This window comes from Fundidesulfovibrio agrisoli, assembly GCF_022808715.1.
Lineage (GTDB): Bacteria > Desulfobacterota > Desulfovibrionia > Desulfovibrionales > Desulfovibrionaceae > Fundidesulfovibrio > Fundidesulfovibrio agrisoli.
The window spans coordinates 241514-267168 of record NZ_JAKZKX010000001.1 but is presented as its reverse complement, the minus strand read 5'-3'; the positions used below and the strand labels follow the sequence as shown (position 1 = coordinate 267168).

At 64.6% G+C, this 25655-nt stretch carries 24 protein-coding genes; 10 read left to right on the top strand and 14 right to left on the bottom strand.

Features of this window, described 5'->3' with window-relative positions:
• Positions 1 to 48 precede the first annotated feature (48 nt).
• Entirely contained in the window at positions 49 to 510 is a 462-nt protein-coding gene (locus MLE27_RS01220) for a YaiI/YqxD family protein (protein WP_243310078.1), read from the bottom strand.
• A gap of 18 nt (positions 511 to 528) precedes the next feature.
• Positions 529 to 732 (bottom strand): YwbE family protein, encoded by a 204-nt coding sequence (locus MLE27_RS01215; RefSeq protein ID WP_243310030.1) that lies wholly within the window; start codon positions 730 to 732, stop codon positions 529 to 531.
• A gap of 211 nt (positions 733 to 943) precedes the next feature.
• Between MLE27_RS01215 and MLE27_RS01210 the strand changes: the two genes are divergently transcribed.
• Genes MLE27_RS01210 through MLE27_RS01185 form a run of 6 tightly spaced genes read left to right on the top strand, consistent with a single transcriptional unit; the run spans position 944 to position 5907 of the window.
• Positions 944 to 1543: a cytochrome c3 family protein gene (locus MLE27_RS01210; protein ID WP_243310029.1), complete on the top strand. Its 600-nt coding sequence runs from the start codon at positions 944 to 946 to the stop codon at positions 1541 to 1543.
• Positions 1540 to 2031: a hypothetical protein gene (locus MLE27_RS01205; RefSeq protein ID WP_243310028.1), complete on the top strand. Its 492-nt coding sequence runs from the start codon at positions 1540 to 1542 to the stop codon at positions 2029 to 2031. Before MLE27_RS01210 ends, MLE27_RS01205 begins: the two co-directional genes overlap by 4 nt.
• The gene (locus MLE27_RS01200; RefSeq protein WP_243310027.1) at positions 2028 to 4307 is read left to right on the top strand and encodes a molybdopterin oxidoreductase family protein; all 2280 of its coding nucleotides are present in this window, start codon (positions 2028 to 2030) and stop codon (positions 4305 to 4307) included. Before MLE27_RS01205 ends, MLE27_RS01200 begins: the two co-directional genes overlap by 4 nt.
• Position 4308: 1 nt before the next feature.
• On the top strand, positions 4309 to 4563 hold the full coding sequence (locus MLE27_RS01195) for a hypothetical protein (RefSeq protein ID WP_243310026.1): 255 nt from the start codon (positions 4309 to 4311) through the stop codon (positions 4561 to 4563).
• Positions 4560 to 5054 carry a 4Fe-4S dicluster domain-containing protein gene (locus MLE27_RS01190; RefSeq protein WP_243310025.1) on the top strand — a complete coding sequence of 165 codons (495 nt, stop codon included), beginning with the start codon at positions 4560 to 4562 and terminating at the stop codon, positions 5052 to 5054. The genes MLE27_RS01195 and MLE27_RS01190 overlap by 4 nt, the downstream gene beginning before the upstream one ends.
• 40 nt (positions 5055 to 5094) lie before the next feature.
• Entirely contained in the window at positions 5095 to 5907 is an 813-nt protein-coding gene (locus MLE27_RS01185; protein ID WP_243310024.1) for a 4Fe-4S binding protein, read from the top strand.
• A 43-nt stretch (positions 5908 to 5950) separates the two neighbouring features.
• Here the strand turns inward: MLE27_RS01185 and MLE27_RS01180 are convergent, their stop codons facing one another.
• The 9 genes from MLE27_RS01180 to MLE27_RS01140 all read right to left on the bottom strand — a co-directional run bounded on the left by MLE27_RS01180 (position 5951) and on the right by MLE27_RS01140 (position 15985).
• The gene (locus tag MLE27_RS01180) at positions 5951 to 6805 is read right to left on the bottom strand and encodes an ABC transporter substrate-binding protein (RefSeq protein WP_243310023.1); all 855 of its coding nucleotides are present in this window, start codon (positions 6803 to 6805) and stop codon (positions 5951 to 5953) included.
• A 172-nt stretch (positions 6806 to 6977) separates the two neighbouring features.
• Positions 6978 to 9767: a carboxypeptidase regulatory-like domain-containing protein gene (locus MLE27_RS01175; RefSeq protein WP_341482487.1), complete on the bottom strand. Its 2790-nt coding sequence runs from the start codon at positions 9765 to 9767 to the stop codon at positions 6978 to 6980.
• Positions 9768 to 10125: 358 nt separating this feature from the next.
• Entirely contained in the window at positions 10126 to 10962 is an 837-nt protein-coding gene (locus MLE27_RS01170) for a protoheme IX farnesyltransferase (RefSeq protein WP_243310021.1), read from the bottom strand.
• Positions 10959 to 12227 (bottom strand): cytochrome c oxidase subunit II, encoded by a 1269-nt coding sequence (gene coxB, locus MLE27_RS01165; RefSeq protein WP_243310020.1) that lies wholly within the window; start codon positions 12225 to 12227, stop codon positions 10959 to 10961. Before coxB ends, MLE27_RS01170 begins: the two co-directional genes overlap by 4 nt.
• A gap of 7 nt (positions 12228 to 12234) precedes the next feature.
• Positions 12235 to 12534 (bottom strand): cytochrome C oxidase subunit IV family protein, encoded by a 300-nt coding sequence (locus tag MLE27_RS01160; RefSeq protein ID WP_243310019.1) that lies wholly within the window; start codon positions 12532 to 12534, stop codon positions 12235 to 12237.
• A 16-nt stretch (positions 12535 to 12550) separates the two neighbouring features.
• The gene (locus MLE27_RS01155) at positions 12551 to 13147 is read right to left on the bottom strand and encodes a cytochrome c oxidase subunit 3 family protein (RefSeq protein WP_243310018.1); all 597 of its coding nucleotides are present in this window, start codon (positions 13145 to 13147) and stop codon (positions 12551 to 12553) included.
• Complete coding sequence (ctaD, locus tag MLE27_RS01150) at positions 13140 to 14762, bottom strand: cytochrome c oxidase subunit I (RefSeq protein WP_243310017.1); 1623 nt, start codon at positions 14760 to 14762, stop codon at positions 13140 to 13142. Before ctaD ends, MLE27_RS01155 begins: the two co-directional genes overlap by 8 nt.
• Before the next feature lie 69 nt (positions 14763 to 14831).
• Positions 14832 to 15680: an SCO family protein gene (locus MLE27_RS01145; protein ID WP_243310016.1), complete on the bottom strand. Its 849-nt coding sequence runs from the start codon at positions 15678 to 15680 to the stop codon at positions 14832 to 14834.
• Between the two features lie 17 nt (positions 15681 to 15697).
• Positions 15698 to 15985 (bottom strand): c-type cytochrome, encoded by a 288-nt coding sequence (locus MLE27_RS01140; protein ID WP_243310015.1) that lies wholly within the window; start codon positions 15983 to 15985, stop codon positions 15698 to 15700.
• A gap of 396 nt (positions 15986 to 16381) precedes the next feature.
• Here MLE27_RS01140 and MLE27_RS01135 point away from each other — a divergent pair, with 396 nt between their 5' ends.
• The 4 genes from MLE27_RS01135 to MLE27_RS01120 are packed head-to-tail and all read left to right on the top strand — an operon-like array spanning position 16382 to position 23411.
• Positions 16382 to 18148 carry a cytochrome c3 family protein gene (locus tag MLE27_RS01135; protein ID WP_243310014.1) on the top strand — a complete coding sequence of 589 codons (1767 nt, stop codon included), beginning with the start codon at positions 16382 to 16384 and terminating at the stop codon, positions 18146 to 18148.
• Between the two features lie 10 nt (positions 18149 to 18158).
• The gene (gene fdnG, locus MLE27_RS01130) at positions 18159 to 21173 is read left to right on the top strand and encodes a formate dehydrogenase-N subunit alpha (RefSeq protein WP_243310013.1); all 3015 of its coding nucleotides are present in this window, start codon (positions 18159 to 18161) and stop codon (positions 21171 to 21173) included.
• Between the two features lie 13 nt (positions 21174 to 21186).
• Positions 21187 to 21900 (top strand): 4Fe-4S dicluster domain-containing protein, encoded by a 714-nt coding sequence (locus MLE27_RS01125; protein ID WP_243310077.1) that lies wholly within the window; start codon positions 21187 to 21189, stop codon positions 21898 to 21900.
• 44 nt (positions 21901 to 21944) lie between these two features.
• A complete protein-coding gene (locus MLE27_RS01120; protein ID WP_243310012.1) occupies positions 21945 to 23411 on the top strand; it encodes a DUF1254 domain-containing protein in 1467 nt (488 codons plus the stop codon).
• A 116-nt stretch (positions 23412 to 23527) separates the two neighbouring features.
• On the opposite strand, the gene MLE27_RS01115 is transcribed toward MLE27_RS01120, so the two are convergent.
• From MLE27_RS01115 to ilvC, 3 genes are all read right to left on the bottom strand, one after another.
• A complete protein-coding gene (locus tag MLE27_RS01115; RefSeq protein ID WP_243310011.1) occupies positions 23528 to 23938 on the bottom strand; it encodes a bacteriohemerythrin in 411 nt (136 codons plus the stop codon).
• Positions 23935 to 24357 (bottom strand): hypothetical protein, encoded by a 423-nt coding sequence (locus MLE27_RS01110; protein WP_243310010.1) that lies wholly within the window; start codon positions 24355 to 24357, stop codon positions 23935 to 23937. Before MLE27_RS01110 ends, MLE27_RS01115 begins: the two co-directional genes overlap by 4 nt.
• A 155-nt stretch (positions 24358 to 24512) precedes the next feature.
• A complete protein-coding gene (gene ilvC / locus MLE27_RS01105; protein WP_243310009.1) occupies positions 24513 to 25505 on the bottom strand; it encodes a ketol-acid reductoisomerase in 993 nt (330 codons plus the stop codon).
• Positions 25506 to 25655: the final 150 nt, after the last annotated feature.

The following is a 25655-nucleotide window of genomic DNA, read 5'->3' as shown; positions in this document are numbered from 1 at the left end:
GTGCCGATTGCGGCCATTTCCATGTGCTGAAGGGGTTGTCTTCCCGGGCTACCCCCGCTTGGCCGCCAGTTGCCTCGTCATGAAGATGTCCAGGGCGTTGGCGAAGGCCTCGCGGTCCCGGTTGGAGAGGGGCGGCGGTCCGCCGGTCATCACGCCGCCGTCGCGCAGTTCGCAAAGCAGGTTTCGCATGGCCAGGCGTCCCTGGATGTTCTCCTTGGAGAACAGCTCCCCCCTGGGGCTCAGGGCGTGGGCGTCCCGCTCTATCACCAGGGCGGCAAGAGGGATGTCCGCCGTTATCACCAGGTCGCCGGGTTGGACGCGCTCCACGATGGCCGCGTCCACCACGTCGAAGCCCTGACCCACCCGGATGGCGGCGATGTGCTCCGAAACCGGCACCTGGAGCGTCTTGTTGGCCACCAGGGTCAGGCCCGTACGAAGCCTGACCGCCGCCCGGAACAGGATCTCCTTGATCGGGTTGGGCAGGGCGTCGGCGTCAACATAGATGTGCATGGACATGTCCCTCCCTTTCTAGGCCGGGCCGTCCAGTATCTTCGCCACCCGCCCCACGGCCCCGCTGGTCAGGCGCACCTTGATGCCCCGCGAATGGTGGGGTGACTTGGTCAGCAGATCCTTCACGATGCCCTCGGTGGTCTTGCCGGTGCGCTGATCCTGCTTGAGGATGATGAGCACCCGGCACCCCGGGAAGATGTTCTTGCGCTCGGTTCCGTTCACGTATCGACTCCTGTATGGGATGCGCGTTGCAGCGCCAGAGGGCGCCTCCACCGATTCGGCCTTGTTTGTCAAGCCGAGGGCGCGCCCTTCATGAATTCCACACGAAAAAAATTGAAAACCGTGCGCGTTGCGCTACTATGTGACCCAGGTCACATTTATCGGCAAGCAAGGCAGGTATACCGGTCAAAATATCCCAATAAGGCGAAGCGCTATGAAAAAAGCCTCCCGATTGCTTCTGGGGTTCGCTTGCCTGGCCTCCCTGGCCGGCCTGTCGTCCGCATCACAGGGGTCTCCGCCGGGCTTCGCCGACACATCGTCAACGCAATACTGCGTCTCCTGCCACGAAATGAAGCGCCATCAGCAGGAGCTTCAAGTCTCATCGCACGTCAAGGACGCGGAAAAAAAAGAAATTTCCTGCTCGCAATGCCACATCCCGCCCACCGGGTTGCGTTGGGCCTCCATCAAGCTGGTTTTCGGCATCAAGGACATCTACGCCCACTATTTCGGCAACCCCGAAGACCTCGACAGACTCAAGCTCCAGCAGTTCACCCGCCGCTTCGTACCCGATGAGAACTGCCTCGCCTGCCACAAGGACCTGAACAAGAACGTCAAGAACGAGCCCATTTCCGAAATCGGCAAGCAGGCCCACGACGCATACCAGGCCCTGAACGCCGAGAAGTCGGGCAATACGCGCTCCAATTGCGTCGGCTGCCATCAAAACATGGCCCATCTGCCGGAGTTCGACTCCCGGTACGCCGTTAACGCCAAGTTCGCGGCGCGCCTGGCCGCCCTGGAGGAGGAGAAGAAATGAGCAGTTGCATGGAGTGCTTGAAGTCCAGGCCCGTGAAATGGACCTTGATAGTCCTCTCCGGCGCGGCTGTCCTGGGCCTGGTTTTTTTCCTGTACGTCAACCGCGCCTTCCCCCAGACTCGCTGCGAAGCCTTCAAGCACCTTGAAGGCAAGAAGGACCAGCAGGTGGACTGCTACGGGTGCCACCTGAAGGTTTCGCCCAAGTCGGCCCAGAACTGGTACGAATCCAAGCACGGGGTCGATCTGGTCAAGTGCGCCCTGTGCCACGGTTCCCCGGACAACAAGGGGGCCATCCCCTTCTCCGCCAAGCCCGACCCCGATATCGTTTGCGTCCGCTGCCACGATCCGGCCATCAAGACCATGCGCCAGAAATTCGGTTTGCGCGCCGACTGTTACGGCTGCCACCCGTTCCATCAGAACTCGCTGCACCACCAAGCCTACGAGAAGAGCGAATCCAAGACCAAGCTTGAAGAGGAGGCCAAGAAATGAACCAGTCCCGGCGCGACTTCCTGAAGCTTTCCGCCGCGGCAACCGCATTCGCGGCCCTGGGGACTCCCTTCGCCTGGTCCGCATCGCCGCAGGGCCAGCAGCAGGTGGAGAAGTGGGTCAAGGGCGTCTGCCGCTACTGCGGCACCGGCTGCGGCGTGCTCGTTGGCGTCACCGGGGGCAAGGCCATCATGGTCAAAGGCGACCCCAACAACCACAACGAGGGCCTGCTCTGCCTCAAGGGCGCCCTGCTCGCCCCGGTGATCTACGCCCCGGACAGGGTGACCCAGCCCATGATCCGCAAGGGCGGCAAGAAGGGCCAGCTCGCCCCCGCCAGTTGGGACGAGGCCATGAACCTGGTGGTCTCCAAGTTCAAGGAGTCCATCGCCAAGAACGGCCCCGAATCGGTGGGCTATTACGGATCCGGTCAGAACCTCACCGAGGAGTCTTACCTGGCCAACAAGATCTTCAAGGCAGGGCTCAAATGCAACAACGTGGACGGCAACCCACGGCTGTGCATGGCCTCCGCCGTGGGCGGCTACACCGGCTCCTTCGGCAAGGACGAGCCCATGGGCTCTTACTCCGACATGGACGCCGCCACCTGCTTCTTCATCGTCGGCTCCAACACCTCGGAATGCCACCCGGTGCTGTTCAAGCGCATCGCCAGCCGCAAGCAGAAGGACAAGCAGGTCAAGATCATCGTGGCGGACCCGCGCGTTACAAACACGGCCCGCATCGCGGACATGCACCTGCCCCTCAAGCCGGGCACCGACCTGGCCCTGCTCAACGGCATGGCCCACGTGCTCCTCAAGGAGGAGCTGGACGACAACCGCTTCCACTCCAGGTACGCGCTGTTCAAGGCCATGGAGGACGGCAAGCCCGTGGACAAGTCCTTCGAGGACTACCGCAAGTTCCTGGAGGACTACTCCCCCGAGAAGGTCGGCCAGATCACCGGGCTCGACCCCAAGCAGATCATCGAGGCGGCCCGGCTGTTCGCCAACTCCCCCTCCACCATGAGCCTGTGGTGCATGGGGCTTAACCAGCGCAAGTGGGGCGTTTTCGCCAACCAGCTCGTGCACAACCTGCACCTGATAACCGGCAAGATCGGCAAGCCCGGCTCCACGTCATTCTCCCTCACTGGCCAGCCCAACGCCTGCGGCGGCGTGCGCGACACGGGCACCCTCTCCCACCTGTTGCCCGCCGGTCGCCTCATCGCCAACCCTGAGCACCGGGCCCAGGTGGAGAAGTTCTGGGGCGTGCCCGAGGGCACCATCAACCCCAACCCCGGCTACCACACCGTGGCCATGTTCGAGGCCATGGGCCAGGGCAAGCTCAAGTGCATGCTCATCCTGTGCACCAACCCGGCCCAATCCATGCCCAACGCCAAGAAGTACACGGCGGCCCTGGCCAGGGAGGACGCCTTCGTGGTCTGCATCGAGGCCTTCGGCGACGCCGAGACCCTGCGCTACGCCGACGTGGTGCTGCCGCCCGCCTTCTGGTGCGAGCGAGAAGGCGTGTACGGCTGCTCCGAGCGCCGCTACTCCCTCGTGGGCAAGGCCGTCGATCCGCCGGGCCAGGCCAAGCCCTCGGTGAACATCCTGGTGGATTTCGCCACGCGCATGGGCGTGGACCCCAAGCTCGTGCCCTACAAGGATTCGGCCGACGTGTGGGACGAATGGCGGCGCATGAGCGCGGGAACGCCCTACAACTTCGCGGGCATCACGCGTGAGCGCCTGCGCAAGGAGTCCGGCATCCTCTGGCCCTGCCCCACGGAGGACCACCCCGGCACCAAGATGCGCTATGTGCGCGGCGAGGACCCGCTCGTTCCCGCGGACCACCCCGATCGCATGTTCTTCTACGGCACTCCGGAAAAGAAGGCCTACGTCTGGATGCGGCCCCACCGACCGGCCGCCGAGGAGCCGGATGCGGACTTCCCCTTCGTGCTGACCACCGGCCGCGTCATCGACCACTGGCACACCGCCACCATGACCGGCAAGGTGCCCGAGTTGAGGAACGCCTTCCCCGATGCCTACGTTGAGCTGAACGAAGCCGATGCCAAGAAGCTGGGCATCGCCAACGGCGACACGGTGCGACTGGAGAGCAGGCGCGGCAGCATGGACCTGCCCGCCAAGGTGGGCGAGGTCTGCAGACCCGGCCTGGTGTTCGTGCCCTTCTTCGACAAGAAGAAGCTCATCAACGACCTCACCAACGACGCGGTGGACGACATCTCCAAGGAGCCGGAGTTCAAGATCTGCGCCGTGAAGGTCAGGAAGGCCTAGGATGGCCATCACCGGGCTTGTGGTCATGCCCGCCGCGGGCATGGGACCGGATGCCCTGCGGATGCGGCTGGAGGGCCTTGAAGGCTTGAGCTGCTTCGGAGGGTCCGAGGACGGCTCCCTGGTGTACGTGCTGGAGGCTCCCGCCTCCGAACTGGAAAGCCGCCTGCGCGGGATCAGCGAGATGGAGGGCGTGGGCGTGGTGCTGCCCACTTCCGTGAACATGGAGGACGAACTGGAAGCGGACGGGGACGCATGATCCCGCTCAGGCCCCCCGGAGCGGCTCCAGGCAAGGAATTCCGCAGGCTCTGCACCCAGTGCGGCCAATGCGCCGACGCCTGCCCGTTCCGCTCCATCGTGCTCGATGCGGGGTTCGACCCGCTGGAATCGGGCACGCCGCGCGTTGAGCCCAAGCGCATCCCCTGCTGGCTGTGCATGCGTTGCGGACCGGCCTGCCCCACCGGAGCCCTGCGCCCGGTGGACAAGCGCCAGGCGGGCATGGGCACAGCCTTCATCGATCGCACCCGCTGCTACACCTACATCGGCTCCGTGCTCTGCAAGACCTGCTTCGAGAAATGCCCCCTCAAGGCCAGGGCCATCGAGCTGGAGGTCGGGCTGTACCCCGTCATCACCAAGGAATGCGTGGGCTGCGGCGTGTGCGAGCACGTCTGCCCGGCCCAATGCATAGACACGAGGGCGGAAGGCCGCAGCCCGCTCGCCGCGTTGCTGGAAAGGATTTTCGGAGCATGAAACCCCTTCGCGTCACCCTTCGTATGATGAGGCGGCACGCATGAACCCGCGCCTGAAGACCGTGCGCCGCTGCTTCCAGGCGAGCGTGCTCCTGGGCTACCCGGTGCTGGCCTGGCTCAATTCCCAAGGTTGGGAGCGGCTCTCCGGCAACTTCCTCTCCTTCTCGATCCTGGGTTTCCCCCTGGCCGACCCCCTGGCCGCCGTGCAGGTCTGCCTCGGTTCGCTCGCCCTGCCCTGGAAGATCGTGCTGGGCGGCGGCGTGGCTCTGGGTATGGCCTTTGCGCTGGGGCCGGTGTTCTGCTCCTGGGCCTGCCCGTTCGGGACGCTCTCGGACCTGGCCTGGAGCCTGCGCGGCATCCCCTCCAGCCTCCGTAAACAGGGCTGGAGGCTCAAGGCCGTGCTCGCCGCCCTCGCCTGCCTGGCCCTGGCGCTGTCCGGCCTGCCGCCGATGCTCAACCACTTCTCGCTCCCCGGCTGGTATTCGCGCATCTTCCAGGCCTGGTTCAACCAACAGGAGCTGGCGCTCCCGGGCCTGTTGCTGCTCGCGGGCGCGCTGGGGGCCGAGGCCCTGGCCGGGCGAAGGCTCTGGTGCCGGTACGTGTGCCCGCAGTCCCTGCTGCTGCAACTGACGCACCGATTTTCTCCGATAGGGCTGCGCGTGCGCTTCGATCCCAGGCGCTGCACCTGTTCCAGGGGCGACGAGCAGTGCGGCCGGGCCTGTCCGCTTGACCTCAACCCCCGCATGGCGGGCAAGGGGCTGGAGTGGGAATGCAACGTCTGCGGCGAATGCACCCAGGCCTGCGCCAAGAGGGGCCGCTCGCTCACGCTCGGTTTTGGTTCCGGCGGGAGCTGATGCGGATCGCGGGCCGTGTGCTTTCCGGGGAGCCGTGTATTTCTCAGTCGTCGTACTTCTTGGCGTAGGCGGCGTCGTTGTAGAGCGATTCGCCGTACTGGGCCTTCCCGAAGGAGCGGATGATGTTCTGCCCCTCCTCCGAGGCGACAAAGTCGATGAAGGCGGAGGCGGTTTCGGCTCCGGGGGTGGCGCCCTCGGGCTGGGCCAGGGCGTGGTAGGTGTTCACGAGCATCTTGTCGCCCGAGAAAAGCACCTTGAGCTTGGGCGTGTTGTTCTTTTCGGCGACCCAGGTGCTGGAATCGGTCATGAAGTAGCCCTGCTCGGTCTCCGCGCGTTTGAGCGTTGCGGTCATGAAATCCTTGGTGACGATGTACCAGGGGCCGGATGGCTCGATCCCGGCCGCCTTCCAGATGGCCATCTCCTTCTGGTGGGTGCCGGAGTTGTCCCCGCGGGAGAAGAACGGAGCCTTGCCCGTGGCCGCGTCCTGGTAGGCCTGCACGGCGGTCTTGGCCTTGGAGATGCCCGAGGGGTCGGAAGCCGGGCCCACGATGAAGAACTCGTTGGAACCGATGAGCGTCTTCTTGATCGCCCAGCCCTCCTTCACGGCCTGGTCGACCTTGGCCGGGGCATGCACCATGACCATGTCCACCTTCTTGGCCTTGAGCATATCAAGGGACTGCCCCGTTCCGGCCTTGTACCACTGCATGCTCGCCCCCGCCTTCTTGCCGAAAGCCTCGCCCAACTGCTTCAAAAGGCCCAGTTCGCCGGGGCTGCCGGTGGCCAGGCTGAACACCTTGGGGCCGGAACCGTAGGTTTCGGTGACTTTCGGGGCTTCCTGGGCGAGGGCGAATCCGGGGGCTGTCACGAAAAACGCGAACAAGGCGAGCAGTTTGCGCATGGGCATCTCCTTATGTCTGATTCGGCATATATAGGATAGCCGCGAGTTGCGCGTCAACAAGGAGAGCTTCCGGTTTCGAAAACCACATCCACCTTGGGAATCGGCAACAGAAAGCCCCCCGGCACAGCGGGCCGGGGGGCTGGTTTTGTCGCCGATGAAGCGAGATGCGGGATCAGTTGGTCAAAAGCTGCATGAGCGCACCCATCAGGGTGGTGATCTTGAGCAGCACGAGGTTGATACCGGTGACGGAAGGCTGGGCCGGATTGATGACCACGGGCTGCGCGCTGGCGCAACTTCCGCCGGTGGCGCCGTTCCAGTACTTGTCGCCGTAGGGCATGTTCTTGGCCTTGCTGCCTACATAGATGTTGGACGAGAGCGGCAGGCCGTAGAGTGTATAGTTGCCATCCCAGTCGGTCGCCCCGCTCTGCAGGAAGGAGCCAGAGCAGGCCGTGTCGGAGGATGCAACCACGTTCATGCCGGGCAAGGCCGAGCCGGCGCTGGTGATCTTGCCGCTGACCGAACCGCCCGGTGCGAGCGTGAAGTCGACTCCGTTCGTCTGCGCCCCGGACGCGAGCGAGAAACCGGCGGCCTGGGAGCACACCGTTGTGTCCCCGCCGGCGGTGCGCCACTTGGGCGCGAAGGACTGCAGTCTGGGGGTGGAATCAGTGCGCACCGTCACCGGGGTGTTGGGCGGGATGCCCGTAATGGTGTAATTGCCGTAATAGTCGGTCCTCGCGTTGACGTATTGATCGGGGTAGGCGCAAGGGCCGTTGGTCAATGCCATTACCTGCACGTTCTGCAAGGGAACGGTGCCGTCCGTGACCGTGCCGCTTATGGACGCGCCCTTGGTGAGGCTCAGGTTGAAGCCCGAAGTGGTGGTTCCTTCGGAGAGATTAAGCGCCTTGTAGGACTTGGGGTTGGTGTTCGCCCCAACGCCGTCCCACCAGGAGAAGCAGAATCCGGGACCCGAGGTCGAGGTGCCCAGGCGGCCGTTGGTGGTGGCCGGGATGCCCTTGATTGTGAAGGTTCCGTCGCTGCCGGTGGTCGCGCTTGATCCCGTATAGAAGCCGTTGGCGCCCTTGACGTCCACTCGCACGGGCACGCCCGCAGCGGGCTGGGCGTTGGAGGCGTCGAGGACCGTGCCAGTGACGATGGCGCCCTGCGGCGTCTGGAAGTTGATGACCTGGCTGGCGTTGGCGCCCAGGGCTATGGGCCTGGCCTTGGCCGGATCGCTGGTCAGGGCCGAGCCGGTCCACCAGGAGTTGACGTTGTTGTATCCAGCGCTTGCGGGCTTGGAGAGGATGAAGGAGCCGTTAGGCACGCCCCGGAGGGTGTACGTGCCGTTGCCGGCCGTGGAGGTCGCGGCGACGGAATAGCCGTTGGGGTCCAGAAGCGCGAAGACGTTCACGTTCGCCAGGGGGGCGCCCGTGTGGTCCGTGACCGTGCCGCTCACGCTGCCGGTCGCATGGAGCTTGAAGTCGATGGAGCCCGTGTTTGCGGACATGACCACCTGCACGGGCTTGGCCTGGAACCAGTACAGTGTGCCGTCGCTGTCGGCGCCCTCCCACCAGCGGGTGTCGAAGTTCAGTCCCGACGACCCGCCCTGGGCCGTGACATTGATGGTTCCGGCGGGGAGGTTGCTTATGGTGTACTGGCCGCTCCCGTTCGTCTGGACCGCGCCGACGGATCCGTTGCTCACGCCGTAGCTGGCGACCACCCACACGCCGGGAATCGGAGCGTTGTTGGTGTCGCGCACCACACCGGAGATGCTCCCCCCCGCGGGCATGACGAAGTTGAACCCGTTGTAGGTCTGCCCGCTGCTCACGGCCACCTGCTGGGCGCTTGAGCACAGCGGGCTGCCCTGCGTCCCATCCCACCACATGGACACCTTGCCGTTAGCGCTTGAGCGCAACAGCACGTTGCCAGGGGCCACGCCGTAAATCGAGAAGTTGCCCTGAGAATCGAAAGAGCTGGTGGCTGTCTGGTAACTGTACCCCGAGCAGGCGTTCCCGTTGTAGACGCTCACGTTGCCCGAAGTGATGGCCTGGGCGTTGCCGTCGGAGAGTTTGCCGGTGATGATGGCGCCGGGAGAGACGGAGAAGTTGACGTTGGCGTTGGTCGAGCCGGGCTGCGTGTTGGCTGTGGTCACAGCGCCCTGACAATTCATTGCGCCCGTTGCGCCGTCCCACCAGAGAGGAACATAGTTCAACTTGGTGCTGGCGTTGGTGCTGTCCGCGCGGACATAGTAATTCAATCCCGAAGGGGCAACCATTGAGTAATTGCCGCTGGAGTCCGTCGAGACGCCGGTCACCCAGCCCCAGTTGCCGCAGGGGGTGCCGGAATATGCGCCCACTGACATGCCTTGGACGTTTACGCCGGAGCTGGTGACTTTGCCGGAGATGATAACGCCTTTGGCGATCTGGAAATTCAGGGCGGGGTTGCTTCCCGCGCTCACATTGACAGGGGTTCCGCTGCTGCAGGGCGTCGCTCCATGAGAGCCATCCCAGTAGGAGACCGGGTACGGCTGGGATGGGTCGGAGCTGGAGAAGCGGAAATAGTTGTTGCCCAACGGCACTCCATAGAAAGCGAACGTGCCGTCAGCATTGACTGAGATGGAATAGACTTGGCGGCTGTTGCAGGCTGTGCCGGTAGTAGGCGCGAACATGTTGCCGATGTAAATGGAGTTGCCGCCGACAGGCGTGCTTCCATCCATAACGCTGCCGGTCACCGCGCCGCCGGGTTGCAGCACGATGTTGCCAAGCTCCTTGGTCTGCCCAGCGGTTACCGTGATTGCAGTGGCGTTCAGGCAGTCATACCCGTCATAGGGCGAGCTGAGGCTCGCCTTGTACCAGGAGGGGGTGTAGTTGCACGTAGCTGTGGGTTTACCAACCTGCACATAAATGTTGGACCCGGCCTCGATGTTGAGCGTGAAATATCCGTCAACTATATCTCCGGGATTCACGGTTGTCGAATACGTCCAGCTATTGTTACAGGCTCCTGATGGTTTGGCGAACGCCCACACGGTCATCCCCGTTATGGGGTTTCCGTTGGGATCGACCACACGGCCGTGGATTGAGCCGCTAGCGGCAAACAGTTCCCCGGGAACAAGCAGACCCAACAGTACAACTACTGCAGCGAGATAGGCTTTCCGCACGATCACCCCCACATGGCCAGTTGAAGACGCGTATTTATCCAGACGAAATTGAGAACCACAGGCCGGTGCCCACCGGCCTTGAACCAACAAATACAAGACGTGTTATTATACGCTGGCATGTAAGGCCACAACACATATTATACTTCAAGATTACAGCAGGATGAGTTCAGACGAGGCGAATAGTGGCGTCAGCGGCAAGCACAATGAAGAGAAAAACCAAAGAAGCGTTCAAGATATGGAATCCACGGCAGCCACGGAAGCCCCCGAAAAGGCCCACGGACATGACGCCAGCTCCGGCCGCCACCAGCACAAACCCCAGCCAGGGCGTGGCGACAAGGCCCAACGCGGGCAGAAGCAGGACGCTCAGCCCGTAGCACGCCAGCCAAATCGAAACGGCGAAGCCAGACCGGCTGTGGAAGCGCCCGGTGAAAACAGGCAGCCCCGCAGCCCTGTATTCCTCCTCATGGCGCTGCGCCAGTATCCAGAAATGGGGGACCTGCCACAGGTAGAGCATCCCCGCCAGGGCAAGAATGCGGCAATCGGCAGGATCGCCGCCAGCCGCGCACCAGCCCAGCAGCGGCGGCATGGCCCCGGCCACGCCCCCTATCAGGATGGCGAAGGGAGTCCGGCGTTTGAGCGGCGTGTACAGACCGTTGTAGACCAGCAGCACCACGGCCCACACCGCCACGGCTCCGGCCCCGGTCAGGGCCAGCAGCGCCAGGGACGCGCCGAGACATGAAACGATGAAGATCATCGCTCCGGGCGCACTGAGCCTGCCGGAAGCCAGCGGACGTGAGGCCGTGCGGGCCATGAGCCGATCCGTGGAGCGCTCCTGGAGCTGGTTGAGCGCCCCGCTGCCAGCCGCCAGTAGCAGCGCGCCCACGAGCGTGCAGGCCAGGTCGAAGCCGGCGGCGGGTTTGAAGCAGACGTAGCCCGCCAAAGCGGCCACCGCGGCCAGGCCGCACAGCCTCGGCCGGACCAGCGCCGGGATCTCACGGATCACTTGTGACCCTCGTGGGTCTGGTGCTCATGTCCCCCCTGCTCCGGGCCCCCATGCTCCGGTGCATTTGCCAAGGATTCCAGGTAGTTCAGCAGGGCCTGTTTCTCCTGCTCGGTCAGCTGCGGGTAGGCCGGCATGATCGGATCGAAGCCCTTCACCCTGTGTTTCTCAGGGTGGGACAACACGTCCAGCACGTAGGCCCTGTTCACCACCTCGTCCCGCTCGGCGCCGTCCACGGCCACATGGGCCACGGAGCCCATGAGCCCCTTGAAGCTCGGCCCCACGATGACGGAGCCGTCCGTGGAGTGGCAGCCCGTGCAGCCCTGGCTCTCGGCGATTGCAGCGCCGTCCGGCGGCGCGGCCTGGTCGCCCTTGAGCAGGTAATCCACCATCTGATCGATGTCGGCTTCCGGGATCTGGCCTCCGAAGCTGGGCATCAACGGATCGAAGCCCTTCATCGTGGCTTCCTTCTTTCCGGCGATGGCCTCCTTCAGGTAGGCGGCGTCCACCGTGACTGTGCTTTCCACGCCCTTGGGAGTGACCAGCACCACCTTGGTCCCGGCGATGCCCTTGAGGGTGGGGCCCACGGACTCGCTCCCGTCCAGGGTGTGGCAGCCCAGGCAGCCGTAGCGCTCAAGCAGCGCCTTGCCCGGGTGGACGCCCTGCGCAGGGGCCTCGGCCAGCCACTTCTTGAATTCCTCTTCGGAGACGGCGCGCACCGTGGTGTGCATGTCCGCGTGTTTGAGACCGCAGTACACCGAGCAGAACAGGTCGTACTCGCCGGGCTTTTCCGCACGGAACCAGGCGTGAGTGGTCATGCCGGGAACGGCGTCCACCTTGATGCGGAACGCGGGCACGAACACGCCGTGGATCACGTCCTTGGAGGTGATGTTGAGCTTCACGGCCCGGCCCACGGGCACAACCAGCACGTCGCTGTGGCGGCCGCCGTCGTAGCTGAAGCTCCAGGACCACATCCTGGCGGTCACGGACACCTCCATGGCGTCCGGGGGCACGGTGCGCAGGCCCTGGTAGCTGGTCCAGCCGTAGTGGAACAGGGCCAGCACGATGAGCGTGGGAATCACCGTCCAGGCGATCTCCGCCCAGAGGTTGCCGTCGATGTCGCTGGGCACGGGGTTGCGTCTGCGGTCGTAGCGAACCACGAAGAAGATCATGGTGATGGTGACCATCACCAGGAGCGCCGCCGCCGTGACGAAGATGATAAGGAAGGTCCGGTCGACACCGGCGACCGCATCGTAGGCCTGGTTCATATCCCCCTCACCGCCTGAAGCCCACGTCGAAGAATGTGAGCCCGATGCAGATCGCCAGCACCACGAACGCCACAAGCACCATGGTCTTGATCGTCCTGTTCTCGTACTTGAGGTGCATGAAGAAGAAGATCACCAGCGACGACTTGATACTGGCGATGCCCAGCGCCGCCACCACGTTGAAGAAGCCCAGGTCGATCCGGGCCGCGAATATTGTCAGGGCCGTGAGCGTGAGCAGCGCGGCCCAGATTGCCGCCAGGAAGCGGTAGCTCAACGGGTGCGACCCGGATTCGTTCTGCGCGTGGGACATGTAAAGCCGCCTTTGCCTAGGCTATCAGGTAGAATAGGGGGAACAGGAAAATCCAGACCAGGTCCACCAGGTGCCAGTACAGCCCGGCGTTCTCCAGCAGGCCGAAGTTCCCTTGGGTCACCCTGCCTTTGCGGACAAGCGCCGCCGTGACCGACAGCAGGGTCGCCCCGATGAGCACGTGCAGCCCGTGCAGGCCTGTCATGGCGTAATAGAGCCCGAAGAAAAGGTTCTCGCCGGGGGGCATCTGCAGCAGGTGCTGCGAACCGGGGTAGATGCCGTGGCCGATCTTGGCGCTCCACTCGAAGAACTTGTTCACCAGGAAGCCCAGGGCCAGCGCCACGGTGGCGGCCAGCAGCCACAGGCAGCGCGCGGTCTGGCCCAGGCGCAGGGCCGTGATGGAGGCGGCCACCGTGAAGCTGGAGGTGATGAGGATGATCGTGTTGGCCGCGCCGAGCACCACGTCAAGCTGCTTGCCCCCGGCGTTGAAGTCCGCCGGGTAGCGGTGCAGGTAGGCCGCGTAGAGCAGGAACAGCCCGCCGAAGAGCAGGATCTCCGTGAACAGGAAGATCCACATCCCGAGCTTGCCCCCGGCGTAATCCCGGTGCTCACTCATGGCGCGCGACCCCGCGGAAGTCGTAGGGGCCGTGCGTCACCACGGGCTCAACCTCGAAGTTGTTCGTGGGCGGCGGGGAGCTGGTGGTCCACTCCAGGGTGGCCGCGCCCCAGGGGTTGTCACCGGCCAGGGGGCCGCGCCGCATGCCCCGGTAGAGGTTGGCGAACATGATGACCAGGCCCACAGCCAGGATCCAGGAGCCGATGGTGGAGAGCACCTGCCCGTGGGCGTACTTGGGCAGGTAGTCGTAATAGCGCCGGGGCAGGCCCTCCAGCCCCAGGATGAACATGGGGAAGTACAGCACGTTCATGCCCACAAGGATGATCCAGAAGGAGAGCTTGGCCACCCCCCTGTCGTACATTCTGCCGAATATCTTGGGCAGCCAGAAGTGCAGGGCGGCGAACATGCCCAGGCCGGTGCCGCCGAAGATGACGTAGTGGAAGTGGCCCACGATGAAATAGGTGTCGTGCACGTGGATGTCCGTGCCCGCGGCGCCCTGGACCAGCCCTGTGAGGCCCCCCACCGAGAACATGAAGATGAAGCCCAGCGAGAACAGCAGCGGTGGCTCCACGCTGATGGAGCCCTTGTAGAGCGTGGAGACCCAGTTGAACACCTTGATGGCCGAGGGGATGGCCACGATGAACGTCAGGAAGGAGAACACCAGCACCGCCGTGTCGCTCATGCCGCTGGTGAACATGTGGTGCGCCCAGACCAGCGAGCCCGCGAAGGCGATGGCAAGGCTTGAGAACGCGATCATCTTGTAGCCGAAGATGTTCTTGCGGGCGAACACGGGTATGATGTCCGAGATCACCCCCATGGCGGGCAGCACCATGATGTACACGGCCGGGTGGGAGTAGATCCAGAACAGGTGCTGATAGAGCAGCGGGTCCCCGCCGCGCCCAGGGTCGAACAGGCCCAGGTTCAGCACGCGCTCCGCGAACACCAACACCAGGGTGATGCCCAGGATGGGCGTGGCCAGCACCTGGATCCAGGCCGTGGCGTACAAGGACCACACGAACAGCGGCAGGCGCGTCCAGGTCATGCCCGGTGCCCGAAGCCGGTGGATGGTGGTTACGAAGTTCAACCCCGTAAGGATGGAGGAGAAGCCCAGGATCGTCACGGCTGTCACGGCAAGGGAGACGTTGGTGGTGGTGCGCTCGCTGAAGGGGACGTAGAAGGTCCAGCCCGTGTCCGGCGCGCCGGAGCCGGTGAAGATGGAGACCACCGCCAGCGTGGCGCCCAGCACGTAGAGCCACCAGGAGAACAGGTTGAGCCTGGGGAAGGAGACGTCCTCCGCGCCGATCTGCAAGGGCAGCAGGATGTTGCCCAGTGAGGCCGGGATGCTCGGGATGACCACCAGGAAGATCATGATCACGCCGTGCAGCGTGAACATGGCGTTGTAGGTCTGCGGCCCCACCAGCGTGCTGCCCGGCGTCATGAGCTTGAGGCGCAGGATCATGCCCAGGGCGGCGCCGCAGAAAAACATGAAGCCGACGCAGCCCATGTACAGCAGGCCGATGCGCTTGTGGTCAGTGGTCCCTATCCAGGAAAGGAGCCCTTTCCTGCCTGGGGCCGGGGCGAGGAAGCCGAGGCCGCCGACGTTGCCGTGATCCATGAACCCCCCGAAAACAAAAACGCCCCGCGAACGCGCCCCCAAAGGCGGCGCTGAGGGCGAAGACTCACGCTATTTCTTCTTCCTGCCGCCGAAATACAGGAAAACCCCGAACAGCGCCATGGCCGCGAGGATCCCCGCCCCGGAGACCTTCATCAGGTCGAACACGTATTGCCGGCCTTGCGGGTCGTAACTGTAGCACATGGCGATGGCGCGCCGCACCGAAAGCCCCACGGTCTCGCGGGCGGCCTCGGTGGCGGCCATGGTGATGTCGAACGGCAGGGGCGTCACCCCGTAGAGGTAGCGCACCACCTTGCCCGAGGGCGACAGCGCCACCAGCACCACAGGGTGCTTGAAGGCCTTGCCGTCGCGCTGGAACCCGAAGCCCACGGCGTCCGTGAGCTTGCGGATGTTGGCCTCGTCCCCGGTGAGGAAGGTCCAGTTGCGGGCAGGGAAGCGATCACCCATGGAGGTGACGAAGTCGTTCTTGCGTCTGGCAGCCACCTGGGGGGTGTCCTGCTCGTCGAAGCTGACCGAGACCACCTGGAAGTCCTTGCCGGGCTCCAGGGAGACCAGCGGAAGCACCTGGGCCAGGCTGCCCAGCAGGAGGTTGCAGTCGTTGGGGCAGGAATAATAGACCGGCACCAGGATGGTGGGGATCTTCACCAGCTCCTTGACGTTCACCTCGCGACCGGTCTCGTCGCGCATGACGATGTCGTCCGGGATGGCCTGGCCCAGCCTCTCCTGGACGCCCACGGCCGAAGGCGCGCCCCCCCCGGCGGGATGCTCGTGCCCGGGCTGCTCCTCCTGATGGGCCAGGCTGAACCCGGCCGGAAGTATCAGCCCCAGAAGCAGGAGCAGCGCCCCCAGGAAAAGCGGGCCCGCCTGGGCGGCGGGCCTTCTTGAACAGCAAATCGCCATACCTGCGGGCCTCAAGCCTACAAGGTGGAGATATACTTGGCCAGGGTCTGGATGTCTTCGGGAGACAGGTTTTTGGCGATGCTTTCCATGATCGCCTTCTTGTCGCCGCCGTAGGTCTTATCCTTGTAGCCGGTGAGCGCCTTCAGGACGTCGGCCTCGGCCTTGCTCTTGAGCTTGCTGCCGTCAGGGCCGTGGCAACCCGCGCACTTGCGGTAGAGTTCCGCTCCGTCCGCCGTGAAGCCAGAAACCGCGAAGCCGAATGCCAGCATGAGGCACATGCTCGAAACCAGCAGAATACGTTTCATGTGATTGCCCTCCTTGGGATTAAAAACCCTCCGTTTAATAACAGCATTCCCTCTGGGCTGACAATATGTAAAAAAAAATCATGCTGGATCGTTCGCCTTCCTGACTGTCGGACTATGGCAACCAAAGCCGGGCATGATGATTTGCTATGCCAAAACAAGCATACCTAAGCTTGGCCCTGGATTTCGAGCGTTATCCCGCCCGATCTTCACAATTTCGACCCGTCAGGCATTGAAGCGTGTTCGTACTTGCATTCTTTCAACAGGAAGGAGTATGTGAGCACAATAAGGCCTGTCATCCCGGGCCTGAAGCTCCCGCATGACATCGCACGCCCTGAAACAGAGGGAATGCCGTCCAGGCCGGGAGGTCTGCGTTCAACCTTCAACCTCGAGGTGCCGATGGCGCTCCGAAACCCACACCTGCGCATGTTCGGCGCGGCCCTGGCCGCAGCCGCCATCATGCTGGCGCAACCATCCGCCGCCGCTCAGATCAAGTCCGAGCCGCAGGCGAAAACACCGGCGGCCGTCCAGAAAGCCGCCCGCGCGCCCACGCTCATCGTGAACCCGCCCGCGCCCGGCCTGGGGCTGCCGACCGGCGTTCCGGCGTTCGATCCCGACGGTTCGCCCTATGTCCTGAGCGCCTGGAGCGAGTCCTCCCTGCGCCAGGTGAGCGACTGCGACGCCCTGTTCAGCCTTTTCGCGCCCTTCGCCACCCTACGCGCGGAGCTGGTCAAGCGGGGGGAGAACCCGCAGCAGTTCACGGACGGGGTGGTGCTCTCCTACTCCATAGAGGGCATGGCCGAGCCGTCGTCCGTGTCGCGCTACTACGAGTTCTCCCGCTCCCTGAGGGGGAGCGAACTGTCCCGCGACACGGGGCCGTCCGGCAACGGCGTGCGCGGGGAGATGCGCTCCCTGAACGGCGGCTTCGTGGCCGAGCAGCTCCCGGTGACGCCCTACGCCGCCGACGGCTCCTACATGCCCTACCCGCTGGTGCGGGTGGAGGCCCGGGACGCGGCCAGCGGCGCGATCCTGGCTGTGACCAAGGCCGAGCTGCCCGTCAGCACGGAGTTCGCCTGCGCCAACTGCCACGGCGGGGCCTCCTCCAAACCGGGCATCTCCACGGAGACCGCCACGGCCATCCTCACCGCGCACGACAAGCGCAGCGGCACCAAGCTGCTGGCGGAGGCCAGGGCGGGCAGGCCCAGGGCCTGCTCTTCCTGCCATGACGACGCCCTCAAGACGGACACCATGTCCCTCTCGGCCTCCATGCACGGCTTCCACGCCACCCGCCTGACCGGCATGGGCGCGGCGGCCTGCGCCAATTGCCATCCGCAGGGGGCCGCGAGCAGGATCGCCAGGGACCAGCACCAGGCCAGGGGCGTGAACTGCACCCGCTGCCACGGCGACATGGAGAACCACGCCGCCGCGCTGCTGACCTTCGAGGCCGAAGCCAACAAGAAGACCGCCGCCAGGCTGCTCTCGGCCATCCCCGGCCGCGCCCCCGGCGTCGTACCCCGGGCCGCCCACGTGCAGCAGCCCTCCTGCGGCGGGTGCCACGACTTCAAGACCCGGCCGCTGGCCTCCACCGCCTCGGCGGTGGGCAAGTGGACGCAACCGGACGAACCGCCCTTCGCCGCCCGCAAGGACCTCATTGGCGGTCTGGCCTGCGCGGCCTGCCACGGCCCGGCGCACGCCCTGTACCCCTCCGACAACCCATACGGCCGCGACAGGGACGACATCGCCCCCATGCAGTACCAGGGCGTCTCCCTTCCCCTGGGCGGCCTCGGGCACTGCTCCGCCTGCCACACCGTGGCCATGGACCCCGCCACCTCGGTGCACCACCCCATGCCGCCCAGAACCGGCACGCGAATCAGCCTCCCTGACTCGGTGAAGCCCACCAAGCCCCGGGTGCTCATGCCCCACAAGGCCCACGGCGAGCTGGCCTGCACGGCCTGTCACCACGCCGGCTACGCCGACGACGGAATCATGCGCTGCACCAACTCCGGGTGCCATGACAAGGCCGAGGCATCCAGCGACGATCCGCTCTTCTTCCGCACCCCCTTCCACGGACCGGGGATGAGCTGCATGGGCTGCCATCAGGCCGCGAAGAAGCAGGACAAGCCCCACGGCCCGGTGGACTGCGCCGGATGCCACACCGAGCGCTAAGGAGCATCCCATGAACTTGAAACGACGCGACTTCCTCAAGGCGGCGACGGCCACGGCCACCGCGGCGGCCTTCGGCGGCCTCGGGTTCGACCTGTCCCCGGCACGAGCCTACGCCTATACCCTGAAAACAGCCGACACGAAGGTGGGCACGTCGATCTGCTGCTACTGCGCGGTGGGCTGCGGGCTGCTGGTGAACACCAACCCCGCCACCGGGCGCGCCGTGAACATCGAGGGCGACCCCGACCATCCCATCAACGAGGGCACCCTCTGCCCCAAGGGCTCCTCCATCTTCGAGACCACGGAGCAGAGCCCCCGCGTCACCAGCGTGCTCTACCGCGCTCCCTACTCCGACAAGTGGGAGGAGAAGCCCTGGGATTGGGCGCTGGCCCGCATCGCCCGCAAGGTCAAGGACGTGCGCGACGCCAGCTTCGAGACAGCCAACGCCAAGGGCCAGCCCCTGAACCGCACCAGAGCCCTGGCCTCGGTGGGCTCGGCCGCCATCGACAACGAGGAGGGCTGGCTGCTCCAGGCCATGCTGCGCGCCCTGGGCCTCGTCTACATCGACAGCCACGCCCGCATCTGCCACAGCTCCACCGTGGGCGCCCTGGCCGAATCCTTCGGGCGCGGGGCCATGACCAACCACTGGATCGACCTCAAGAACGCCGACGTGCTGCTCATCATGGGCAGCAACGCCGCAGAGAACCACCCCATCTCCTTCAAGTGGGTGACGCGCGCCATGGAGAACGGGGCCACGCTCATCCACGTCGACCCGCGCTTCACCCGCACCTCCGCCAAGGCGGACATCCACTCCTTCATCCGCTCCGGCACGGACGTGGCCTTCTTCGGCGGGATGATGAAGTACATCCTGGACAACAACCTCTTCCAGATGCCCTACGTGGCGGAGTACACCAACGCTCCCTTCATCGTGAGCGAGGGTTTCTCCTTCAAGGACGGCTACTTCTCCGGCTGGGACACCGCCAAGACGGCCTACGACAAATCAAGCTGGGCCTACGAGACCGACGAGAACGGCGTCCCGAAGAAGGACCAGACCCTGGCCCACCCGCGTTGCGTGATGCAGCTGCTCAAGAAGCACTACTCCCGCTACGACATCGACACGGTCTCCTCCGTCACGGGCATCCCCAAGGAGAAGCTGGAGCTCGTCTGGAGCACCTTCGCGGCCACGGGCAAGCCGGACAAGTCCGGGACCATCCTCTACGCCATGGGCCAGTGCCAGCACACCGTGGGCGTGCAGAACATCCGCTCCCTGGCCATGATCCAGCTGCTGCTGGGCAACATCGGCGTGGCGGGCGGCGGCGTGAACGCCCTGCGCGGCGAATCCAACGTACAGGGCACCACGGACATCGCTCTCATCTGCGACTACCTCCCGGGCTATCTGGCCACGCCCAAGGCATCCTGGACCACCCTGGCCGAATACCTGAATGGGGCCACCCCGAAGAACAAGGACCCCATGAGCCTGAACTGGTGGTCCAACTACCCGAAATACATGGCCTCCTACATCAAGGCCGTCTATCCGGAGCCCGACCTGGAGACCGGCTACGCCTGGATGCCCAAGGTCGATGACGTGAGGATCATCGACTACACGTGGCTCTCCATCTTCGAACGCATGACCCAGGGCGGCTTCAAGGGCCTGTTCGTCTGGGGCCAAAACCCCGCAGGTGGCAGCGCCAACGCGGGCAAGACGCGCAAGGCCTTCGAGACGCTGGACTTCATGGTCAACGTCAACCTCTTCCACAACGAGAGCTCCAACTTCTGGCGCGGCCCGGGCGTGGACCCCAAGAAGATCAAGACCGAAGTGTTCCTGCTCCCGGCCTGCATCAGCGTGGAGAAGGAAGGCGCGGTGGTCAACTCGGGGCGTTGGCTCCAGTGGCGCCACCGCAACGCGGCCCCCATGGGCCAGTCCCGCTCCGACGGCGACATCATGCTGGGATTGTGGAAGCACATCCGGGCGCTCTACGCCAAGGAGGGGGGGGCGTTCCCCGAACCAATCGCCGGGCTGTTCGTCGACTACGAAACCGGCGACACCTATGACGCGGCAAAGGTAGCCAAGCGGCTCAACGGCACCTTCCTCAAGGACGCCACGGTGGGCGGCCAGACCTTCAAGGCCGGGCAACAGGTGCCCGGGTTCGCGACCCTCACCGACGACGGCTCCACCTGCTGCGGCTGCTGGATCTTCTCGGGCTCCTACACCGATGCCGGCAACATGATGGCCCGGCGCGACCGCACGCAGGACTCCGTCCAGGAGGCCCTGGGCCTGTTCCCCAACTGGGCCTACTCCTGGCCCGCCAACAGGCGCATCCTCTACAACCGGGCCTCCACCGACAACGCCGGCAACCCCACCAACCCCGCCCGCCCGGTCATCGCCTGGAAAGACGGCAAATGGGTTGGCGACGTGCCCGACGGCGGCATGAAGCCCGGGGAGAAGTACCCCTTCATCATGCAGGCCGACGGCTGCGGGCACCTGTTCGGCGCGGGCCGCGCGGACGGCCCCTTCCCGGAGCACTACGAGCCCATGGAGAGCCCGCTGAAGGTGCAGCCCTTCTCGCCGTTGCGCTCCAATCCCACGGCCCTGACCTTCGCGCACGAGCCCAAATCCGTGGAGGACCCCAAGTACCCCTACGTCTGCACCACCTACCGCGTCACCGAGCAGTGGCAGTCCGGCACCATGACCCGCCAGACCGGCTGGCTGCGCGAATGCCAGCCCCAGGGCTTCTGCGAGCTGAGCGTGCAGCTGGCGCGCGAGCTCGGCATCCAGAACGGCGACAAGGCCACGCTGGAATCCGTTCGCGGCTCGGTGACGGTGACGGCAATCGTGACCCAGCGCCTTCAGCCCATGACGGTCATGGGCAGGACGGTGCACCTGGTGGGCATACCCTGGCAGTTCGGCTGGATGCAGCCCAATGCGGGCGGCGCGGACTCGGCCAACCTGCTCAGCCCCTCAGTCGGCGATCCCAACACGGGCATCCCGGAAACCAAGGCCTTCATGGTCAACGTCCGCAAGGCATAGAGGTGCAGCCATGATCCCGGGAAAATCCTTCTTCATAGACCAGACCCGCTGCACCGCGTGCCGGGGCTGCCAGGTGGCGTGCAAGCAATGGAAGAACCAGAAGGTGGTGGAGACGGTCCAAACCGGCGGATACCAGAACCCGCCGGACCTCTCCTCCTCCACCTTCAAGCTGGTCCGCTTCAGCGAGGTGGTGGTGGACGGCGCTCTGCGCTGGCTCTTCTTCCCGGAGCAGTGCCGCCACTGCCTGCAGCCGCCCTGCAAGATGGTGGCGGACATGTACGACCCCGAGGCCATCGTGCAGGACCCGGCCACCGGCGCGGTGCTCTACACAGAGCGCACCAAGAAGCTGGACGCCACGGAGATCCGCAACGCCTGCCCCTACGACATCCCCCGCCCCAACCCGGAGACGGGAGCCCTCACCAAGTGCAACATGTGCATCGACAGGGTCACGAACGGCATGCTCCCGGCCTGCGTGAAGACCTGCCCCACCAACACCATGCACTTCGGAGACCGCCAGGACATGCTGGACATGGCCGCCAAGCGCCTGGAGCAGGTCAGGCGCAAGAAGCCCCACGCCATGCTGGTGGACGTTTCCGACGTAAGGGTGATATTCCTGGCCGAGGTGCATCCCAGCCTCTACTACGCGCACCTTATGGCCGCGCGCCCCGGGAAGCCCAAAGTCCTCTCGCGGCGGGAGCTGCTGGGGAAACTGGCGAGGCAGGCGTAAGCATTGCGCTCCACGTCCAATGATACCTGAAGGGTGCAACATCTATGGGAAAGTATAGCCGGACGCTGCTGAACGTCACCGTGGCCCTGGCCCTGGCGGCCACCATGCTGTCGGGTTGCGCGAACATGAAGGACAGCATCAACCGCGCGGAAAAAGGGCAAAAGGACAGGCCAGACATCGCCGAGACCCGGGCCATCGCCGAGGAAGGTTTCATCTACGGCCTGCCCATCGTGATGAACTACGATGTGATGTATGAGTTCTCTGTCGACCGCAACTCGGGCCAATTCAAGGCCCCCTTCAACCAGATCAGCAACGAGGCCCGCGTTTTCACCTACAAGGACACCACCGTCATCACGCCCAACAGCGATACGCCTTACTCCATGCTCTGGCTCGACCTGCGCGCCGAGCCCATGGTGCTGAGCGTCCCCAAGGTTGAGAAGAAGCGGTACTACTCGGTGATGCTCTGCGACGGCAACACCTTCAACTACGGCTACATCGGCAGCCGCGCCACCGGCAGCGACGCCGGAGACTACCTGGTCGTGGGGCCGAATTGGAAGGGCGAGACCCCTCCGGGGATCAAGCGGGTGTTCAGGTCCACCACGGAATTCTCCGCGGCCATCTTCCGCACCCAGCTCTTCAACCCCAAGGACATGCCGAACGTGGTCAAGGTGCAGTCCGGCTACAAGGCGCGCCCGCTTTCGGCCTTCCTCGGCCGTCCGGCCCCGCCCGCACCCGCGTCGCTGGAATTCCCTCCCATCGACAAGGAAAAGATCAAGACCGGCTTCTTCGACTACCTCGACTTCGCCCTTCGCTTCGCCCCGGCCGGCCCCGAGGAGCAGGCCATCCGCGCCAAGTTGGCGCGCATCGGCGTCGGCCCGGGCAAGACCTTCGACTTCAAGGACCTTTCCATGGAGCACAAGGTCGCCGTGCTGCTCGGCATGGCGGACGGCGAGAAGAAGATCGTTCAAGCCGAGGAGAACGCCGGGGCGAAGGCCAACGGTTGGGTCATCGCCTCAGTGTTCGGCGATCGGGCTTTCTACAATGGCAACTGGCTCATGCGTGCGGCGGCTGCCAAGGCCGGCATCTACGGCAACGACGCGGTCGAGGCCGTATACCCCATGACGAAGACACTGCCGAACGGGGAGATTCTGGACGGCTCCAAGCACGATTACACCCTCACCTTCCCAGCAGGGCAACTGCCTCCTGTGAATGCCTTCTGGTCGGTCACGATGTACGACGGCAAGACCCAACTGCTGATTGAAAACCCCATCGACCGTTACCTGATCAACTCGCCAATGCTGCCGGGGATGAAGAAGAATCCGGACGGATCCCTGACTATGTACATTCAGAACAAATCGCCAGGTAAGGCCAAGGAGTCCAACTGGCTGCCCGCGCCCAACGGCCCCATCTACCTGGTCATGCGCCTGTATTGGCCCAAGGCCACGCCGCCATCGATCCTGCCCCCGGGATCGGGGACGTGGAACCCGCCGAGCCTTGCCGTGACGCGTTAGCCCGGAAAACGGCATAAAATCAGACGCCAGGCATCCCCAAAAAGGGAGTGCCTGGCGTTTTCGGTTTCTCGTGGCGGGAGCAGGTAGCGCCCCGCTGGCGGTGAAGGCCTGGACGGTTACGCGCTCCGTTCCGTCAGCCAGTCGAAGAAGCGCCTGTCCTCGATCTTGATGTGCTTGAGCAGCCAGTGCAGCAGGAAGCGCAGCACGTCCAGGGATGTCCACTCGCTGTCCGCGGGGGCGTCCTCGAAGAATCCCCCGGTCTTCTGCATGAACTCCGCGTGCATGGCCCTGTGTTCAGCCTGGTTCGGCCATTCGGCTTCGCGCATGAGGCTTTCTTCGTCATCGAAATGGGTGGCGGCGTAGGCCATCATGCCCTGGATGGCGTCGAGCACGCCCTGGCCGAACTCGCCGCGCGCCATGCGCTCGTCCAGCTCCTCGATCATGCCCACCAGGGCGCGGTGCTGCTCGTCGATGGAGGCGTGGCCCATGACCAGAGCCGGGTCCGTCATGTCGATGGCTGCGATCATTTATGGGCCTTCCTGAGTTCCTTGATGAAGGGGCCGAGATTCTTGTCGCCTTTGGCCTTGCGGGCCACCACCCACATGCCCCAGGAAATGGGGATGTTGCGGTTGGCGGGGTCGTCGTAGAATTTGTCCAGCCCGGTGGCCGCGTCCATGGTGCTCAGGTTGTCCATGTAGCGGGCGGTCTGGGTCATGATGCTCTCGATGACTTCGGAGCAGATGGTGTAGTTGTCGCGGATGACAACCTGGACCAGCCCTTCGGAGAGGGCCATGCCGTCGTAGAAGCCGAGGATGATATCGATCTTCTCGGTCTCCGGGATGGTGCGCCAGTAGTGGCCGTCGCGCTTTTGCTGGGCGTGCGCCTGCGCGGCCAGCACAGCGAGGATGGCCGTCACGAGGAACACTTGGCGTATGAGGTTCGGCATGGGCGCACCTTCAGGACTATACGCATACATCCGGCTGCGCCTCTTGGGCGGAGAACCGGCGGGAAGCCGCGAGACGCGCCTCCCCGCTCGTCATTAATAAGAAAAGGCCGTGGTTCCGTCCAGAACCACGGCCCTAAAAAACAGGCAGAACCTGTTTATTTCTTCAGCCAGCTCATCATGCCGCGCAGCTTGGAGCCGACCTGCTCGATCTGGTGCTCGGCGTTGACGCGGCGCATGGCCAGGAAGTGGGCCCTGCCGCCGGCGCGGTTCTCCATGATGAAGTCCTTGGCGAACTCGCCCATCTGGATTTCCTTGAGGATCTTGGCCATCTCCTTGCGGGTCTCGTCGGTGATGACGCGGGGGCCGCGGGTGTAGTCGCCGTACTCGGCGGTGTCGGAGATGGAGTAGCGCATCTTGGCCAGGCCGCCCTCGTAGATCAGGTCCACGATGAGCTTCAGCTCGTGCAGGCACTCGAAGTAGGCGATCTCGGGCTGGTATCCGGCGTTGACCAGGGTCTCGAAGCCGGCCTTGATCAGCTCGGAGACGCCGCCGCACAGCACGGCCTGCTCGCCGAAGAGGTCGGTCTCGGTTTCTTCGCGGAAGGTGGTCTGCAGCACGCCGGAGCGGGTGCCGCCGATGCCCTTGGCGTAGGCCAGGGCGATCTGGAAGGCCTTGCCGGAGGCGTCCTGCTCCACGGCGACGATGCAGGGCACGCCGGAACCCTCGGTGTACACGCGGCGCACCATGTGGCCGGGGCCCTTGGGGGCGATCATGACCACGTCAACGTCGGCGGGGGGCACGATCTGGTTGAAGTGGATATTGAAGCCGTGGCCGAAAGCCAGCACCTTGCCGGGCTTCAGGTTGGGCTTGATGCAGTTGTTGTACAGGTCGGCCTGGTACTGGTCCTGGATCAGGATCATGATCACGTCGGCCTTGGCGGCGGCGGCAGCGGCGTCCATGGGCTCGAAGCCGTGCTCTTTGGCCAGCTTCCAGTTGGGGCCGCCCTCACGCTGGCCGATGACCACGTTCACGCCGGAATCGCGAAGGTTCTGGGCGTGGGCGTGGCCCTGGGAACCGTAACCGATGATGGCGACGGTCTTGTCCTTGAGGAGGGAGAGGTCGGCGTCCTGATCGTAAAAGACTTTCATTGGAAGAGCTCCTTATCAAATCACTGTGCGGTAATGGCGGGCTTGTGCGTAAGAAGGGGAAAAATAGCCGAAAAGTGTAAAACTGGCAAGGCGAACCCGCCCAGCCGACGTGAAGCGATCGCTTCGCCCGGCCGCATCTGGTGCGGCCGG